Annotated in this window: 13 protein-coding genes; 9 read left to right on the forward strand and 4 right to left on the reverse strand. The window is 38.7% G+C overall.

Annotated features, from left to right (window positions below):
• Positions 1-219: 219 nt before the first annotated feature.
• From PQ456_RS05315 to PQ456_RS05345, 7 genes are all read left to right on the forward strand, one after another.
• Positions 220-3,348 (forward strand): glycoside hydrolase 5 family protein, encoded by a 3,129-nt coding sequence (locus tag PQ456_RS05315; RefSeq protein WP_273615208.1) that lies wholly within the window; start codon positions 220-222, stop codon positions 3,346-3,348.
• 191 nt (positions 3,349-3,539) lie between these two features.
• Positions 3,540-4,472, forward strand: coding sequence for an alpha/beta hydrolase (locus PQ456_RS05320; RefSeq protein WP_273615209.1), 933 nt, complete (start codon positions 3,540-3,542; stop codon positions 4,470-4,472).
• A gap of 66 nt (positions 4,473-4,538) precedes the next feature.
• Positions 4,539-4,778 carry a hypothetical protein gene (locus PQ456_RS05325; RefSeq protein ID WP_273615210.1) on the forward strand — a complete coding sequence of 80 codons (240 nt, stop codon included), beginning with the start codon at positions 4,539-4,541 and terminating at the stop codon, positions 4,776-4,778.
• Between the two features lie 570 nt (positions 4,779-5,348).
• Positions 5,349-6,257, forward strand: a complete 909-nt coding sequence (locus PQ456_RS05330; RefSeq protein WP_204825312.1) for an ABC transporter permease — start codon at positions 5,349-5,351, stop codon at positions 6,255-6,257.
• A 16-nt stretch (positions 6,258-6,273) separates the two neighbouring features.
• Complete coding sequence (locus PQ456_RS05335; RefSeq protein WP_273615211.1) at positions 6,274-7,179, forward strand: carbohydrate ABC transporter permease; 906 nt, start codon at positions 6,274-6,276, stop codon at positions 7,177-7,179.
• Between the two features lie 20 nt (positions 7,180-7,199).
• A complete protein-coding gene (locus tag PQ456_RS05340) occupies positions 7,200-8,774 on the forward strand; it encodes an ABC transporter substrate-binding protein (protein ID WP_273615212.1) in 1,575 nt (524 codons plus the stop codon).
• A gap of 157 nt (positions 8,775-8,931) precedes the next feature.
• A complete protein-coding gene (locus PQ456_RS05345; RefSeq protein ID WP_204825309.1) occupies positions 8,932-9,321 on the forward strand; it encodes a DivIVA domain-containing protein in 390 nt (129 codons plus the stop codon).
• 75 nt (positions 9,322-9,396) lie between these two features.
• Here PQ456_RS05345 and PQ456_RS05350 read toward each other — a convergent pair whose 3' ends face one another.
• The 3 genes from PQ456_RS05350 to PQ456_RS05360 all read right to left on the reverse strand — a co-directional run bounded on the left by PQ456_RS05350 (position 9,397) and on the right by PQ456_RS05360 (position 14,997).
• Positions 9,397-10,284, reverse strand: coding sequence for a TetR/AcrR family transcriptional regulator (locus PQ456_RS05350; RefSeq protein ID WP_273615213.1), 888 nt, complete (start codon positions 10,282-10,284; stop codon positions 9,397-9,399).
• 112 nt (positions 10,285-10,396) lie between these two features.
• Entirely contained in the window at positions 10,397-13,522 is a 3,126-nt protein-coding gene (locus PQ456_RS05355; protein ID WP_273615214.1) for an efflux RND transporter permease subunit, read from the reverse strand.
• Positions 13,519-14,997 (reverse strand): efflux RND transporter periplasmic adaptor subunit, encoded by a 1,479-nt coding sequence (locus PQ456_RS05360; protein ID WP_273615215.1) that lies wholly within the window; start codon positions 14,995-14,997, stop codon positions 13,519-13,521. Before PQ456_RS05360 ends, PQ456_RS05355 begins: the two co-directional genes overlap by 4 nt.
• Positions 14,998-15,264: 267 nt before the next feature.
• On the opposite strand from PQ456_RS05360, the gene PQ456_RS05365 reads away from it, so the two are divergent.
• Complete coding sequence (locus PQ456_RS05365; RefSeq protein WP_273615216.1) at positions 15,265-15,432, forward strand: hypothetical protein; 168 nt, start codon at positions 15,265-15,267, stop codon at positions 15,430-15,432.
• Positions 15,433-15,730: 298 nt separating this feature from the next.
• The gene (locus PQ456_RS05370) at positions 15,731-17,317 is read left to right on the forward strand and encodes a TolC family protein (RefSeq protein WP_273615217.1); all 1,587 of its coding nucleotides are present in this window, start codon (positions 15,731-15,733) and stop codon (positions 17,315-17,317) included.
• 97 nt (positions 17,318-17,414) lie between these two features.
• On the opposite strand, the gene PQ456_RS05375 is transcribed toward PQ456_RS05370, so the two are convergent.
• On the reverse strand, positions 17,415-18,671 hold the full coding sequence (locus PQ456_RS05375) for an MFS transporter (protein WP_273615218.1): 1,257 nt from the start codon (positions 18,669-18,671) through the stop codon (positions 17,415-17,417).
• Positions 18,672-18,727: the final 56 nt, after the last annotated feature.

The raw sequence follows: 18,727 nt of genomic DNA on the forward strand, positions 1-18,727 counted from the left end.
GTTCTGAAAGAGTTACAAGCTTTCGCAAGCAAGGTACTTCGGAAGCATAGACTACGATCGCCTTTGGACATGAATCTTTACTGCAAAGCAGTTATACATAGGTTTCATGTCCAACAGCGGTTACAAGAACATTCATCTTCTCATAGCGGTCTAACTCCCAGTATCCGAAACTTTCCAATCCAGTTGTATTCCAATCCAATGTATATGAAGGAGATTGTTATGACTCTAATTTCTAAGCTCCATACTGTTATTTTTTATGATCCTGCTTTTCCATTTGATGGGCAACGTCCGAATGAGCAACAACTGACTCATTTACAAAAACAAGGTACGGTTGTTAATGCGAACGAACTTGCTAAAGCGCTTACGCAAGCAGATTTGTTTATTCATCTGCATGGTAGTTATTTTCCCAAACAAGCATGGACAGCTATTCATAATCATTTGAATGACAGTAAAGGGTTTGTACATATGGGCGGTATTCCTTTCCGCAATCCTGTAAATGAAACCGCAGATGGATGGCAAGCTGAACATGAACAAACAGCGTATCATCAAATTTTGAATATAAATGAAGTGTTGCCTGTAGAAGTAACACCGATTGATCATTATAAAGCAAGTACAGATTTCCCGTTATTTGCAGGACAAGAATCTTTATTTGAGCGTCAGAGCACATGGGGATTCGCACTTCATGTAACCAAAGCCAACGATCATCCTGCACAGGGGGGCTCTAGTGGACCGATGGATGCTCATATTTATCCACTGCTCAAAGGAATCTCCAAAGACGGACGTGAAGTAGCTGCGCCTGCTATTTTGCTCGAAAATACAAAAGGCGCTTATGCAGGTGGACGCTGGGTATTTGTCAATCAACTAGCAGGAGCTTCGTTCTGGGAAAAAGGAGTAGAAGCTATTTCTAGGTGGGGCGAATTCGCTGCTAAAGGCGTGACAGAAATCTGGGTAAAGCCTAACTATGCCAGCTATGAACCAGGAGAACGTCCAACACTAACGATTCAACTGCAATCTTTACAACGTCATTCCACAAGTGCAGATATTAGCGGAGAATGGACATTTAAGCTACAAGTGGCTAAAGAAGATCAGGATTTATCCGGTCAATTTACAGACGTCTGGACAAAAGAATTCAATATCTCATCTTCGCGTGAACTGGATATTGTACGCTTGCCTGTTGAAATCACAATTGAAGCTGGATATTACCGTCTGGAAGGAACGATCACGTCTCCGTCTGGTGAGATTCGTAATATTCATCAAGGATTCTGGGGATTTGATGCAGACTTTTTGGCAACAGGGGAAATGTTAACAGCCGATCGTGATTATTTCCGCAAAGAAGGTCGCCCATTACCGATTGTGGGCATGACATATATGACTTCAGATGTAGCGCGTAAATTTTTATTTTTACCGAATGCGGCGGTCTGGGATAAAGATATGGCACAGATGAAGCATGCAGGGATTAACTATCTGCGCACAGGCGTATGGAGCGCTTGGCGTCATGTGATGTTTGTCGATGGTCATCCGTATGAAGAAGTGATGCGTGCGATCGATGCGTTTATTTTGACAAGTAAAAAGCATGGTCATGAACTGACATTTAACTTTTTTGCATTTACACCGGAAGCCTGGGAAGGGGTTAACCCGTATCTTGATCCACGCAGTGTAGAAGCGCAGAAGCGTTTTATTTCAGCGATTGTGACCCGTCATCGTCACACATCTAATATCCATTGGGATCTGATCAATGAACCATCGATGTTCAATCCAGATATTCCATTTTCAGGCCCACAACCGGTATACGATGAATTTGAGATTGCCGCTTACAAAGAATGGGTCGAAAAGCGTTATGATAGCGATATTACTAGAGTGCAAGAGCGCTGGAATATGACGCCAGAAGAATTACCAAACTTTGATGCAGTATATCCAGTTCATGTGAATGATATTAGCTACAATCCTACATCGATTCATCCGAAAAAAGGTACTCGTTGGCTGGATTATAATCTGTTTACGATGGATATGCACAACCGCTGGGCGACGGATCTTACCCGTATGATCCAAAGTATTCAGCCCAAGCAATTAGTTACTGTTGGACAAGATGAAGGTCTAGCCGGACAACGACCGTCGCCATTGCTGTATGCAGAGACTGTCGATTATACAACGGTACATTCATGGTGGGAAATGGATGATCTGGTGTGGGACGGCATTTTCACCAAGACACCGCAAAAGCCGAATTTGATTCAAGAAACAGGCATTATGTATATTGAGACACCGGAAGGCAAAGCCAAACGTAGTGAAAATGAACTGAAATATATTTTAGAACGCAAATATGCGTATGCTTTTTCAACAGGGGGAGCAGGGGCTGTACAATGGATATGGAATATTAATTTCTATATGCACAATGTCAATGAATCTCATATCGGAGCAGTGCGAGCCGATGGTACAGAAAAGCCTGAAGCCGATGTATCTTATGATTTCGGACGCTTTATGGCGGCGACTCGTGATCTATTTGAAAATCGTCAATTGGAAGAAGTGGCTGTTATTTTCCCTTATTCTAATGATCTGTCTAATCGTAAATTCGCTCATGATGCGACTACCAAATTGATTCGTACTTTATCGTATGAATTAAATGTACATGCGCGTGCTTTTGGTGAATATCATTTACATGAATTAACGACAGGTGATGTACCCAAATTAATTATCGTATCCAGTCCTCATAACTTCCAGAGCGCAGCGCTCCAACAACTATTAGATTATGTAGAAGAGTATGGCAGTACTTTATTATTTACAGGTCCACTAGCATTAGATGAATACTGGCAACATACTGATCGCCTTAGTGAAGTGACTGAGAGCGCTCCTTTATCTAATGTACGTCGCGAAGAAGCGTTGCAATTAGGTGAAGAGATTTTACCTGTATCGTTCAGTCGTAAGCGTATTGCTGAATTGGTCAAACAAGCACCGTTAACAGGTATTTCTCAAGTGAAAAATGTTAATATCGGTAAAGGTAAAATCATCTGGAGTCCATTGCCGGTAGAATTAAGCGATCGTACAGAAACACAGATTGCCCTCTACGAGTATGCATTAGCTGAAGCAGACGTATCGTCTGAATTGGAATGGATACAAGGTGATGAATTATCTGGAGTGTATGGACGCAAATTGTCTTTCGACAAAGGCAATCTGTATATCTTTGTATCTGAATACGGAGCTAATGCTCAGATTCAAGTGAAAGATCCGATTAGCGCTAAAATTTATAGTTTCCTATTGGATGCAGAACGTACGGTGATGTTTGCCACTGATATTGAAGGGTCGATTACTACGATCTATCGCCCGGAAGAAGTTAATATTGATGTGACGAAATAAGCTACAGAAATTATCAAAAAGCATAATGATGATATCGATTGCAAAGAGGTTACCTGTAAAGGTAATCTCTTTTTGTATATAGTATATGTCAATAGCTTCGTATAACACGAAGTTGGATAAACGTTATACAATGCTTTATAATTAAATAATGATATACATATGTATCAAATTAGAATTAAAGGAATGAATTTATGAAAAAGGTATTTAAGTTTATGCTCAAAGCTGTCGCAGTGATTGTGTTGTTAATTGTTATTTTTCTAGCGACAGTCTATGTTGTTAACGTAGTAGCTAGCAAGTCAGAACAAAGCAAAATTCAACCATACGGACAATCTGTTGTGGTCGATGGGAAGAAAATGAATGTTATGATTCAAGGAGAAGGCAAGCAAACGATTGTGTTATTGCCAGGCTTCGGTACAGCATCGCCAGCACTTGATTTCAAACCATTAATCGAACAACTATCTGCTGATTATAAAGTAGTAGTCGTTGAACCATTCGGTTATGGATTAAGCGATATTACCGACAAACCGCGGACAGTAGACAACATTACGAACGAGATTCATGAAGCATTGCAACAATTGAAAATCAATAAATACATTCTGATGGGTCACTCGATTTCAGGCATCTATGGATTAGATTATGTCAATAAATATCCTAATGAAGTGACTGCTTTTGCCGGAATCGATTCTAGTTTCCCTACACAGCCGACAGAAGTGATGGATACCGAATCGGTGAGTTTATTGCAAAAATCAGGCTTTTACCGTTTATTGGTCAAATTGAATCCGTCTCAGATCATGACACCGGATGTCGATGACAATACCAAACAACAAATTAAAATGATCACGCTCAAAAACTTGATGAATCCTGATATTGTCAGCGAAGCACAGTTATTACCTACAAACTTCAAAGCGGTACAAGGCTTGCAATTCCCTAAAAACTTGCCTGTTATTTTCTTTTTAGTCCAAAATGATCCTGATATTAAAAACTGGACAACTCAACATGAAGAACAGATCAAAAATTCATTACATGGCAAAGTGGTTCTATTAGACGGTACCCATTATCTGCATTACACTCAATCCAAAGCTATCGCAGATGATTTGCGAAGTTTTATGAACAGTATAAAGTAACAATTTGAAAGTGGTTCTAAATTATAATCTGCTAAGGAAGTAGATTATAAGACATGATGAATTATTTTGAATAAAAGAGCTACAGGAACTATATTTTTATCATTAGGATTAATCATTATCATCGAGCAACAAAGTTTACGTTTTATAGTAGTAACCGCAATGACTTTTCATAGTAATGGCATGTCTAATACAGCTATACAAGAGATGCTAACTTGGACGCTTACACCATACAACTTAGCTATACCTATCATTTTTGTGATCATAGGTATAGGTTATCTACTCTGGTCAGAATTAAATAAAGAATAAAGAATAAAGAATAAAGAATAAAGAATAAAGAATAAAGAATAAAGAATAAAGAAAAAGGATGCTATTTACTACAAATAGTATCCTTTTTCTTTACCTCAAACTTTCAACCCCATGCTGTGTCCATTTCCAAACATACTACATTTACTTTCATATCATTATTATCCTTAACTTTATTCAAAAGTTTTTAAATTAATCGTCTCCCAAATATCATCCTAGCACAGAGCGGAGATAAAGGAATTACCCGATAGAAGCGAAGCGTTCGCCTTTAAGATTTGGATATCGACCCCTACGCGGTCAAATCAAGATATCCAAGTCTTACCAGCGATCGACAGGGTAATTCTTTATCGGAGCGGTCTACAAATATATCAACTTAAATTATCTATCAGTAAATATGTAACTATAACTAACGCAATGAAGTCGCTCTCAATCCCGCAATTCTATTTTGATAACGCTTACCTAAAAAAAGTACACATAACCTAAAGAACTTAGCGTAGTTTCCTTACCGTCTCTTGCTCATAATAAAAGTATAAGCATATAAGAGAGATACCGGAGAGAAAGGGGACTTCAATCATGACCTTTTTGTATGAATTGCGTAAAAACAAAGTTCTTTTTTTGATGGCATTACCTGCATTAATTTTGCTAGTTTTGTTTAACTACTTGCCGATGTTCGGAGTCATCCTTGCTTTCAAAAATTATAATTTCTACGATGGGATTCTAGGCAGTCCATGGATTGGATTCAAAAACTTTGAATATTTGTTCAAAGGCGACGCCTGGCTGATTACCCGTAATACATTGTTATATAACTTCGTTTTTATTATTTTCGGACTGATTCTCGCAGTCGCCCTAGCGATTGTACTCGATGAGATTCGTAACCGATTCCTTTCCAAAACCTATCAGACGATCCTCATTATGCCTTACTTTTTATCATGGACGATTGTAGCCTTAATTTTTTACGCTTTTCTTAGCGCAGACAAAGGTATTATTAATCAAGCACTTACCTACATGGGGATGCACCCGATTAATTTCTATTCCGAGACGACATACTGGCCGTACATTTTGATCTTCGTCTTTTTCTGGAAAAGTGTAGGGTACAGCAGTATTATCTATCTTGCTTCGATCACAGGTATTTCACCGGAGTATTACGAAGCCGCTACGATTGATGGCGCTAGTAAATGGCAACAAATTCGCTTTATCACCATTCCTTGTCTAAAGCCTATCATTATTATTATGACCATTCTAAGTATCGGTAAAATTTTCTACGCTGACTTTGGACTATTCTATCAGGTGACATATAACTCGGGCGCTCTGTACCCTGTTACACAGGTTATTGATACGTATGTCTACAACGGTCTAACTTCGATGGGGAACTACGGTATGACGGCAGCAGCAGGCTTATATCAATCGTTTGTCGGATTCGTACTTGTGATTATTACCAACTGGATCGTCAAAAAAATGGACAAAGACAGCGCGCTGTTCTAGAAAAGGGGGAATTTCGATGGAGCAAACATCTAGTAAATTCAATCAGCTTCCAAAAAGTTGGAATCTTGTATTTAACCTGATTTTGATTGTGCTGTGTGTAGTCTGTATTATTCCAATTATTCTGGTTTATGCGATCTCATTCACCAGTGAAGCTAGCTTATCTGCAAAAGGATATCAGTTTTTACCATCAGAATGGAGTCTGGATGCGTACCGTTATGTGTTCCGCAACGGAGATCAGATTCTACAATCAGCATATGTTACGATCGGAGTTACCGCTATTGGAACATTATTCAGCTTACTGGTCACTGCGTTATTCTCGTATGTATTGTCACGACGTGATTTTCGTTATCGTAATGTGATGGCATTTTTCTTGTTTTTCACAATGTTATTTAACGGTGGATTGGTTCCATCCTATATTGTAAATACAAATGTACTGCATCTAGCAGATACGTTTTGGATTTTGATTTTACCGTATTCACTGAGTGCTTTTAATGTTATTATTTTGAGAACGTTTATGCAGCAGTCTATCGAAACAGCAATTTTAGAAGCAGCAAGAATAGATGGAGCAGGAGAGTGGTATATTTTTGCCCGTATCGTGCTACCATTGTCCAAGCCAGGTCTGGCTACAGTTGGTTTGTTCACTTTAGTGACGTATTGGAACGATTGGTTTCTTGGACAACTGTATATCACCAATCCCAAATTAGTCAGCCTACAATACATGTTAATGAAATTGCAGTCTAATATTGATTTTGTGACCAGTAACGCGACTTCAGCCACCAACAATATGCTGATGGCACAGATTCCAGCAGAAGGCGCACGAATGGCTATTCTGGTCATTGTGTTAACACCGATTCTTTGTGCATACCCGTTTTTCCAGAAGTACTTTGTTAAAGGATTAACGATTGGTGGTATCAAAGGCTAACACAAGGTAAGGAGGATTTTATGAATCATTCCAGATACAGGTATCACCGAATTGTTTTGATTCTGGTGGTATCTGTATTGTTGTTTATTGGAGCAGGTTGTCAGAAGCAGGGTAAGCCAGATATCACTTTATATTCAGCGACTTCACAATCATCACAGACAGGGCAAGAGGTCACGCAAAGCAATCTTCCACCTGCGGAACTGGTATTTTACAATTATGCCAATCCAATGCCAGATCAAGCTAAAGTGATGGACGAAGTGAACAAATATCTAAAGCGCAAAATCAATGCCACCATTCGAATTATTACATTGAATCCAACCGAATTTGAAGCGAAAATACCGGCTATTCTAGCTTCCGGTCAGCCAGCCGATCTAGTATTCACCAGCTCATGGACAAATAATTATTTAGCAAATGTGTCTAGAGGGGCCTTTTTGCCGCTAGATCATTTGTTAAAGCAATATGGTATAGGTATGCAAAAATCGATTCCGTCTATTTTGTGGAAAGGGATGCTGGTTGATAATCAGACGTATGCTGTACCTCTTAACAAAGAAATCGGACATCAATACGGTATACTGATGCGCAAAGACATTGTAGATAAATACCATTTGAAGATCAATCATATTCGAACATGGCAAGATATAGAGCCATTCTTGCAGATTGTTCATCAACATGAACCTCAATTACGACCACTCGATACACCGGAAATGTTGTACCGCTCTATTCCAATGAATCATATTGCAGGAGATTGGTATTTGCCAGGTGCGATCAATATCGGAGAATCACCTGCTTTTAAGCGTGATGATACGAACGTATTCAATCAGTATGCTACCCCTGAATTTAAGCATTTTGTAGAAACGATGTATCGCTGGAATCAAGCAGGCTATTTACCAAAAGATCCAATGTATGAGGCGGAAAATGATTGGAAAACAGGTCAAATATTTGCAGGAGCCCTATCTTATGCGCCTAACTATGTATATGAGCGTAGCAGTCAATTGGGTTATGATCTGGATTATGTTAATATCGGGCAGGGTGTGATTGAGACAGGCGATGTACAAAGTGGTGCTTTTGCCATTCCTCGATCTTCTGAGCAGCCTGAACGTGCGATGATGTTTTTGGAATTGTTATACACTGATCCGTATCTTGCTAATCTATTGAAGCATGGTATTGAAGGAGTTCATTATGTCAAAGTAGATGATAAACATATTGAACCTGCGCCTGGAATCGATCCGCTGAATCCTAAGTACGATTATGGATATGGTTGGATGTGGGGCAATATTTTTATTTCTTATTTTGATAAATCGTATCCGCAAGATACGTATGAGCAATATGAAGCATTTAATAGTGGCAATATTCCAGCGCCAGCACTCGGATTTAATATGAATATTGCGCCCGTATCTACAGAAGTAGCAGCGATCAATAATGTACTGGCAGAGTATTATCGTCCGCTTATCAATGGAACTGTTAATCCGCAAAAAGTACTGCCTGTTTTTTTGCAAAAATTACAATCAGCAGGCGTCGAACGTTTAATAGCAGAAGAGCAAAAACAACTGGATTTGTGGAGAGCAGCACAATCGTTAACATCTTCTATGCCTTGATGTTATAACGTATCTTCTGACAAGTTCGATATCATCTGTATCCTCAGGTGAAATATCTTTGAGCAGATTGTTTTCCCCTATGCTATGTTTATGGTACATTTATAAAAAAGAACTGTATGTGAGTATAAGTTCTTACGGGAATAGGGGGATCATCATCATGGCTGTAGATGAGAATTATCAGCGTAAGCTAGAAGATCAAAAGCGTTTATTTAAACAGTTGGGGATTAAGTTCGATGCACTTACGATTCATGAAAAAGATTTTGCGACCAAAATGCGTGGCTATTCTCAAGAAGAAGTCGACTTTTTTCTAGATGATGTTATTTTAGATTATGAGCGTTTTTACAAAGTCATTACAGACTTGCTTGATAAATATAATGAACTTCAACGTCGTCAGACATATGAAAGCGAGCGAGCTTCTGCACGTATGAAAGAGGTTGAAGATTCAGTAGATCGCAGTATTGTAACCGATGCTATTGGAACACTGGAGAGAACGATTGATCAGCTCAAAGTTCGCTTGCGTGATAGTGATAACAAAAAAATGATCTAACACATTACTAAAATATAAAACAAAAAGCTGCTTTCTGTCATCATAACAGGAAGCAGCTTTTTGGCATCAATACGATTAGATATCCAGTACAGATTGCAAAAGATTACATTTTTCTACAAGTGAAGATTCTTGCGAAAGAAAAGAGAACATCGCTTTGAGCATTCCTTTTCGTTGATGAGTACTTAATATTTCTTGTTCTAGCTCGTGTAGAACCTGACGATAATCTTCTTTTTGCTCATCAGAGACTTGCAGATGATGCAGTAATCTTTTGAGGTCTAGCAGGGCATCATGAATAATAATCCCTTTAAAAACAGGGCTTTCTTTAATATGTTCAGGATCTACTTTAAGCTGCTTCCAATCCCAGATCGGTACATAATTATATTTTATCATGCCTTTGATCCATATATCGATTGTATTCCCCAGAAGGGCAGCAAATTCTTCGTCTGTAGTATTCGGTTTGAGACCCATCATCGGTAAAATCAAGTACTGCATCATCATGCCGCGAATCATAAAAATAACATCATAAGCAAAAGGTTCAACCTGTTCACCATAGATATCTACCAGACAATCGGTAGTCCATTTGCTTAGTTTGAATTCTACAATCAAAAAAGCTTCGATTAGCTTTTCGCTATGAAATAAACTTTTATCATGCATCGACATCATCATCGTATGGAATTTGGTATCTAACGAATTTTGTAAATAAATACGGACAAATTCAGCAATTTTTTGCTCGGAAGCTAGCTGAGTATCAGAATACATGATACGAATCGCTTCATCGATTTTGCGTCCATGCATCATTACGGTAGCCACTAGCACATCTTCTTTACTTTGAAAAAATTTATAAAAAGAAGCTTTGGCTATTCCGCTTTCCTTCGCAATCTCATCTACGGAAGTAGCTGTATACCCTTTTACGGAAAAGAGTTGAAGTGCTACTTCAATAATTTCATCTTCTTTGTTTTTCAAGTGCACATCTCCTTTACCGCTACGTCATCACGTCATTATAAAATAAGAACAGGCTCTTTGAAAAGAAGCCTGTTCTTATCCAGTACACATTCATATCTACAGAATAATTCGATTACACTTTTTTACTTAAATTCAACTTTTCACGACGTTGTTGCTTGCGTTCTAATTTACGGGCTGCTTTTTTATCTTTCCGTCTAGCAACAACCATGTATAAGGAAGGCACTACAAACAATGTCAAAATCGTTGAGAATACAAGACCGAAAATAATAGTAACCCCAAGCGGTCGGAACAATAGTTCACCGACAGTAGCGATAGGAATCATACCCACAATCGCTGTCAACGAGGTAAGAAGAATAGGGCGGAAACGAGCAGATGCCGCAGAGATAATAGCATCGGTTAGTTCCATACCTTCATGCCTTGCATCTTCTATAAATTCGATTAATACGATACCGTTCCTTACAACAATTCCGGCGAGTGCTATAATCCCCATGACTGACATAAATCCGATCGGTGTACGAGTAATAAATAATCCTAATATACCGCCCGCAGCCGCTAGATAGACTGTAGTCATAATAATCATCGGAATCGAAAGCGAGTAGAACTGAATCATAATTAAGATAATGATCAGGAAGATAACGACTACAAACAGTTGCCCCAAATCAGTAAAGGTATCTGTTTGGCTGGACGTTGCTCCACCGACATCCCATGTGTATCCTTCAGGGAAATTAATTTGTTGTATTTTAGGTTCTAATTCCTGCATAACTTCTGTAGCGGTACGTCCATTCGCATCTGCCTCAATCGTATTCACTCGTGTTAAGTTATAACGATCGATTTGTTGAATCGCAAATGATGGTTTCATTTCAACCACTTGTGATAATGGAATCTGAGTTCCAGCAGAGTTAGTAATACTGACTTGTTGGAATAGTGCTGTTGGACTAGCGTTTGTAGAATCTTTCATATAAAGCTTGATATCGATCAGGTCTTCACCGTTATCAAAGTCACCTACACTAATACCGCTACCCATCATCAATAGTGTACGTGTTAAGTTCTCATAACTCACTTTATATTGATCCATCGCTTGTTTATTAACGACAAAGTTCAAAGCATAATTTTCGACACCAATACTATCAGTAATACCATATGTTCCTGGTGTATCAGCAATCGCAAGTTTCACTTTATCTGTCAAACTACGAATTTCTTCTAGATCATCACCTAGAATACGGATCGATACTGCTTTACCTACAGAGACACCCAAATCTGTAGCTTTTACAGAGATACTGATACCTGGATAATCTTTTTTAAGTTGATCAGACCATTGTTCTGACGCTGTAGCTACATCGAGCTTATGTTCTTCACCGGTGACTAGAATCTGTCCGGTCGTTACACCACCGCCACCTAGACTAAGGTTGGTAAATAACTGAGGTGCACCGCCACCAGAAGCATAAGCTATATTTTCAACACCTGGCTGTTTTTTGACCCATTTCGCAACGCCTTGTACGACTTCATCTGTTTTCTGTAAAGAAGTACCTGTAGGCAACGATACATTGATCGTTAACTGAGGATCAGATGAACTTGGGAATAGCTCGATTGGTGTAAAAGCAGCTAACCCGTAAGCAAGTGTACTCACAATAAGTCCTGTTAAAGCGACAATTAATGGACGTTTTAACACTTTAGGCATTAATTTTTTAGCATAGCCATTCGTTAACGATTGGATTTGTTTACCTAATAGTCCAGCAGGTTTTTCTGTGCCATGTGTTTTACCTTGTTCATTACGACGCTCTTCATACCATTCACGGAAAATAGGAATGATCGTTAATGCCATAATCATCGAAGCTAACATACATAACGAGATAATCGTTGGAATCGGACGAATAAATGATCCCATATCGCCTTCAAGCAACATTAATGGAGCAAAAGCCGCGATTGTTGCTAATGTAGCAGTAATAATAGAGATCGATACTTCTTTGGTACCGTTTATAGCTGCATCGGTCGGGCTTTCTTTGAGTACGGTTAATCGTCGTTCAATGTTATCATTCACAACAACCGCATCATCGACCAGTATCCCCAGTACGATAATCAATCCTACAATCGTAATCTGATTCAGCGATATTCCCAGAGTAGGCAAAAGAATCAGACCGAGTGCGATTGAGACTGGAATAGCCAAAGCTACAAAAGAAGCTGTTAACCAGTTCAATCCCAACATACAAATAATAATAACCGCCAAAATCGCAATTAACATTTCACGAATCAAATCATTGAAAATACGATCTACTTCATTTTTTTGAGCAAATAGGGAAGTAATCTTGATGTTAGCAGGCAATGTTTTTTCAAGTGAAGACATTTTTTCTGCTACACGCTCATGCATTGTAGGTACATCAGAACCTGTTTCACTACTGATATCGAGTGAAATTGCAGGTACACCGTTGTAATATCCTAAGTACGTTTCTTTATCCGTTACCAATTGCACATTAGCTATGTCTTTAACATAAACAGGAATACCGGCTTCTGTTTGAAAAACAACAATATTTTTGAGGGAATCTACATCATGAGATTCATCAACCGTTAATTGATAAGTACGTGATTGGTAGGCAATATCACCTGTAGGTACACGGTTATTTTCAGACTGGATCGCTTGCATAACCGATTCCCACGAAATATTGTACTGTTTTAACTTCGCCATATCAGCGTCTACTCGAACTTGCTGATCCGGGATACCTTTAATCGCTACATCGGTAATACCCGGTACAGAGCGAAGTTGGTCACGCCATGTATTCATAAGATCACTTAAAGCATAAATATCTTCTTTGGTTTTGCCATATACAGCAAACGATTGAACAAATGTCTGTGTTAAATTGTCATTAACGACAGGCGTGTTAGCATCAGAAGGAAGTTCGCCTTCAGCATCTTGCACTTTACGGCGTAACTCACTCCATGTGTCTTTAGCGTTTGCTGAGGGAAGAGCTTGAATCACGATACTGGATACTCCGTTACTGGAAGTAGAAGAGATCGTATCCAGATTGGTAACTTCTTTAATCTTCTGCTCTAACACTTTGGTGACCGTTTGTTCCATTAACTCTGGAGTTGCACCAGGATAAGTAGTGGTAACTGTTGCTGTTTTTACAACGATATCTGGCATTAATTGTTTAGGCAACTGCAATGCACTTACGATACCGAAAAGGATAAGCATGATAAAGAAGACAAGCGTAATTTTACGCTTTTTGACGATATATTTGATCATTTAGTGGTCGCCTCACTTACTGTAAGGGCATCTCCATTAAATAAACGGTCGGCTCCTTGAGTCACCACCTGATCGCCTACTTTTAAGCCTTTAGTAATCTGATAACGATTGTCGTATAGATTACCAATTTCAACAGGGGTTTGGACAGCTTTACCATTTACATTTTTGAATACATACGGTTCAGAGCCTGTACTTACAACCGCTTCTACAGGAATGGCGATTCCTTTTAATGAAGCAGCTTGACGAGAAGCTTTGACAACCTGACCTGGTTTCCAATCTAATTTAGGATTATCAATCGTTACTTCTGCATTGATAGAACCTGTATTTTCATTGGTGGCAGGATAAAGCTTTGTGACTTTGCCTGTACGTGCTTCATCATAAAGGTTTAAGCTAACTTGTTGTCCAACTTTCCACTTACTGATTTCACTATCTGCAATAGGAAGCAACACTTTAAGTTTGTTAATTTCACCAAGTGTAAACATAGCTGTACCCGCAGTTACCGTTTGTCCATTAGAAATCGTTTTTTCTAACACGACACCGGATACAGGAGCAGCAAGTCCTACTCTAGATAAATTCAATTGAGCCGTTTCTTTAGCAATAACAGCTTGTTCATAACTTGCTTGTGCCTGGCTAATACCCGCATTTGCTTGTTCGATACCTGCATTTGCTTGCTCAATTCCTGAATTGGCTTGCTCTACACTAGCAACAGCACTTTGACGACCAACTTCAGCTTCTTTAACCGTAGAAGCAGCTGCTGCACGATCTGATGCGCTTGCTCCTTCTAATAGAAGAGAAAGTTGTTCTTTGGCGTCATTCAGACTGTCTTGCGCTGTAGCAAGAGTCGTTTGAGCTTGTTCATTTTCTTGTTGCGTTAATAAACCATTTTGAAATAGTGTTTTGGCACGATCGGCTGCTGTTTTGGCTTGATTGTAAGCAGTTTGTGCTTTGTTCACTGCATTTTGTGATTGTGCTTTTTCTTGTGTACGAGCTCCAGCGGCTACGCCTTGCTCACGAACTTTCGCACTTTGAATTTGTGCATCCGCAGATGCGATACCTGCTTGAGCTGCTTGTTTGGCGGCTTGCGCATTGCTAAGAGAAGCTTGTGCGCTGGTAAGAGAAGCTTGTGCGTTGCTGAGGGATGCTTGAGCTGCGGCAACACTTTGGTTGGCATTGTCGAGATCAAGTTGTAAATCTGCGCTATCTAGTTGGGCTAAACTTTTCCCTTTTGTAACCTGATCTCCAATATCGGCATTCACTGAAGTGACTGTTCCACCGATTTTAAAAGAAACAGGGGTCTCATCATATGCTTGTAGGGTGCCTGATAAGTCATAGACCGCATCTAATGTTACTTCTTTGACGGCTGTGACTTCGACACTACTACTTGCCGGCTCCACTGCAGCTTTCTCTGTTGAACATGCTGTCAAACTAACAGCTAACAGAATCGCTGTAAAGGCCGTTGGCCAGCTTTTTTTCATAGTTACAGTATCCTCCTCTGAACTCACCAGTTTAATTTATACTCTATAGTTCATGGCTGAATTATAGATTGTTTTTACGGTGCTTGTCAATTGTATCAAACTAAATTTGAACCGACCTCAACCTCTGGATGTAGATTTGGATAAGATAAATTAAATCTAAAAGTGGATGCTTCATTTATGCAGAATAAGATTGTGAATATTGTGTGACGAATGGTAAGATTGTAGTATCATAATATATACAATATATGGAAGAGAAGGTGATTCATTGTGAGACCGACAGATCATTATGATCCAGATCAGAGGAACAATAATACGCCAAATCACAAACTTCATTATATAAATACAAAGCCTGCTATGGTGCGAGAAAAAATACACCTTTTACTTGCTGCGTCTATTTTAGTAGCACTGGTGGTCATTTTATTAGAGTGGACTTAAGGAAAGATATATCTGAAGGTATAATTTTATTTTAAAATAATGTTTGAACAAGGATTACGTATATGTCATTTAAGGTATATAATATAGAGGTAGAGTATTCATACATTTATATAAGTAGAAGAAACGATTTTTTAAATCAAACTTATTTTTAATTATAAATGATTTATTGAATTGTAGTTGATTTATTTTGTTAGTAATGCTAAATTAATTTTATTAGCTATACTAAATGTTTTTGGCAGAAGCATTCATTTGCGAGTGAAAGTATTTTTTTGAATATATGAAAAGAGGTAATATGGATATGAAAAAAGGAATGGTCGGCGCTTCTCTTCTGGCTATGGTACTTGTAGCATCTCAACCACTAACTATGGCTCATGCTGCGGATGCAATACCGACTCCAGTTGTAACAGACACAACAGCTACCCCAGCATCACAATTAACGATCTCTGGAGCAGGCGAATTGAAAAAGCTTGATACTTTGGATCTAAATACAGTTATCAATCTAGCACTAAATGATTCTTATAACCTTGCACTTCTTCAATTAAAATATAAAGTGTTAGATCAACAAAATGCGAGTCTAGGTGTAAATCTAGTTGACTTGAATAATAGCTTTAATATTCAAGCAGGTAATGGCTCTCCTGTATTGCATGTTCCATCTGATAATGGTAGTGGTACAGATTCAGGTGTTAATGGTGATGATTCACAAAGTGGTTCTGTAACTACAGTAAGTCCTTCACTAAAAGCTGCTAATACAGTGAGCGCTCAAGCAGAAGATGCTACGCCAGCTGCAACAACAGACAATAGTGGTTCTGGATCTGCTAGTGCTACAGATGCTGCTGATCCTACACCAGAACCTACTCCTACGCCTGAACCATCAAAGCCAGATCCAAGTGATGCTTACGAGCAACAATTAAAAGAACTTCAAGATGCTGTAGGTAAAATTTCGGATGGACTAAATAAAAGTGCAGCCGCTCAAAACACACAACTTGAAACTTCTCGTAAAACATTAGAAAAAAATATTAACAGCTTGGATACTCAAAAAGAAAATACAGAACTTCAAATCAATGAAGCTAAAGAAGGTATCAAACTTGGTATGACAGGTCAATATGTACAACTGTTGGCAAGTCAAAAACAAGTTCAATTGTCTAAAGACTATATCGATGTATTGACTCGTGATGTACAACGTGCTCAAACATTACAGTCTCTAGGATCAGGTACACAAGAAGATATCGATAAAGCAAATCGTGCTTTGTTAGCAGAAAAAGATAACTTAACTAATCTTGAAGATGCGTACCAAAAAGCATTGATTACTATTTCATTTGATCTAGGTATTGAATACAATCCAAATATTCAATTAACAGATATTGATGTAACTGTAGAACCGGTTACAAAGAAAAATGTAGATACAATCTTGTCTTCTTCATACCAAGTACAGACGCTTGCTAATGGCATTGTTCAAGCTCAATGGGAAGAAGATAACCAAGATAAAAATGCAGCCAACAGCTTTGATGAGCAAGCAACCAAAGCAAATACTGAAATTGCTAGACAACAATTGACTCAAGGTAAAATTGATTTGGCTAAATCTATCGAATCAAGTTACACTGATGCAGATACAGCATATAAAAGTGTTGTAACCGCGCAACGTACAGTAAGTGATGTGACTCTGGATAATACCAATATGCAGATTCGTTACAACGCTGGCGTAGTAACAAAATACGATTTTGATAAATTCCAATATCAAGTGCATGTAGATCAAGTGAAACAAGACTTGGCTAAACTACAATTTTATGTACAACAAGCTAAAGTACAAGCTATGGAAAATGGATATATTGCAGCTTCTTCTAGTGCTGCTGCTTCCGGTGCTTCATCTGCTTCTAGTGCAGGTTAAGTATTATCTATTCAACAAAAAAAGCCTATCCTTTGTATAAAGGGTAGGCTTTTATATATATATATATGATTTTACTAAACGCACGATTATATAGCGATTATGCTTCAGAAGCACCTTCTGTCCATTCGCTTAATTTGCGATCAGAAGGAAGTAAGAACGTGATGACTCCAAGTAATGGCAAAAAGCTACATAACTGCATGACAGGCGAGATCCCTATTTTATCAATCCAGTTACCTACGACTAAGGCTCCAAGTCCGCCTAATCCAAAAGCCAATCCTGTAATCAATCCAGATACAGTACCAATTTTGCCAGGGATAAGCATTTGAGCATAGACGACAGTGACTGAAAAGCTAGAAATAAGAATAAATCCGATAATCGTTAACAATACGCCGCTCCAAAATAAATTAGCATACGGCAAAATCAAAGCTAAAGGTGCTGAACCTGCCATCGATGCAAAAATAAGATTTCGTTTTCCAAAACGATCTGCTAGTGTACCACCGAAAAAAGTACCTAAAGCCCCAGCCGCTAAAAATAGAAAAATGTAAATCTGTGCATCGCCTACACTTAGTCCAAAACCTTCGATTAGATTAAAGCTATAATAACTCGCAATCGAAGACGAATACCAGGAGCGCACAAAAACAAGTGAAATTAAAATAATCATCGCAAATGCAATTCGATTTTTCAGTTCAGGGCGAATTTTTCCAGCATTGCGATGCTTTTTGGCAAAACTTTCACTACGAATCGTTCGTCCATACCAGCGTGCGATAAAGATTTGAACAATAATTCCTGCGGCTGCGACTCCGGTGAATCCGATAGCTCCGAATTGACCATACGGTACAAAGATCAGTGAAGTGAGCAGGGGAGCTAGTGATTGTCCTGCATTACCACCCACCTGAAAAATAGACTGAGCTAATCCTCTTCGATTCCCGGCCGCCATATGGGACACTTTGGAACCTTCAGGATGAAAAGTTGCTGACCCTAATCCGACAAATACTACAGCTAGCAACACTGCCGAATAAGAACTTGCATAAGCAAGTAATAACATGCCTGTAAATGTAAATCCCATTCCGATAGGCAGGAGAGAAGGGGTAGGACGCTTATCTGAAAAAAGACCAACAACAGGTTGCATAATAGAAGCGGTAAAATTAATCGCAAACGCAATCCAACCGATTTGTGTATAACTGAGATTCATCGTTTCTTTTAAAATAGGAAAAATAGCTGGAATGACCGATTGCATCGAATCGTTAAACAAATGAACAAGGGAGATTGCAAGTAAAACTCCGAATATTGTCTGATTCGCTGTAGAACCGGGAGAAGCATTGTTTATCTTTTTGGTGAGTGATGGCAACGACATGTTCATAATACTCCTTTTTTCAGTATAATATACACGCTGTAACACAAAAAAACCTT

This window comes from Paenibacillus kyungheensis (assembly GCF_028606985.1).
Classification (GTDB): domain Bacteria; phylum Bacillota; class Bacilli; order Paenibacillales; family Paenibacillaceae; genus Saccharibacillus; species Saccharibacillus kyungheensis.

Bases quoted from the DNA above. Each gene is read 5' to 3' on its own strand.
- PQ456_RS05360 (WP_273615215.1), bottom strand. From the start codon at position 14,997: ATGAAAAAAAGCTGGCCAACGGCCTTTACAGCGATTCTGTTAGCTGTT.
- PQ456_RS05340 (WP_273615212.1), top strand. From the start codon at position 7,200: ATGAATCATTCCAGATACAGGTATCACCGAATTGTTTTGATTCTGGTG.
- PQ456_RS05355 (WP_273615214.1), bottom strand. From the start codon at position 13,522: ATGATCAAATATATCGTCAAAAAGCGTAAAATTACGCTTGTCTTCTTT.
- PQ456_RS05375 (WP_273615218.1), bottom strand. From the start codon at position 18,671: ATGTCGTTGCCATCACTCACCAAAAAGATAAACAATGCTTCTCCCGGT.
- PQ456_RS05320 (WP_273615209.1), top strand. From the start codon at position 3,540: ATGAAAAAGGTATTTAAGTTTATGCTCAAAGCTGTCGCAGTGATTGTG.
- PQ456_RS05370 (WP_273615217.1), top strand. From the start codon at position 15,731: ATGAAAAAAGGAATGGTCGGCGCTTCTCTTCTGGCTATGGTACTTGTA.
- PQ456_RS05335 (WP_273615211.1), top strand. From the start codon at position 6,274: ATGGAGCAAACATCTAGTAAATTCAATCAGCTTCCAAAAAGTTGGAAT.
- PQ456_RS05345 (WP_204825309.1), top strand. From the start codon at position 8,932: ATGGCTGTAGATGAGAATTATCAGCGTAAGCTAGAAGATCAAAAGCGT.
- PQ456_RS05315 (WP_273615208.1), top strand. From the start codon at position 220: ATGACTCTAATTTCTAAGCTCCATACTGTTATTTTTTATGATCCTGCT.
- PQ456_RS05330 (WP_204825312.1), top strand. From the start codon at position 5,349: ATGACCTTTTTGTATGAATTGCGTAAAAACAAAGTTCTTTTTTTGATG.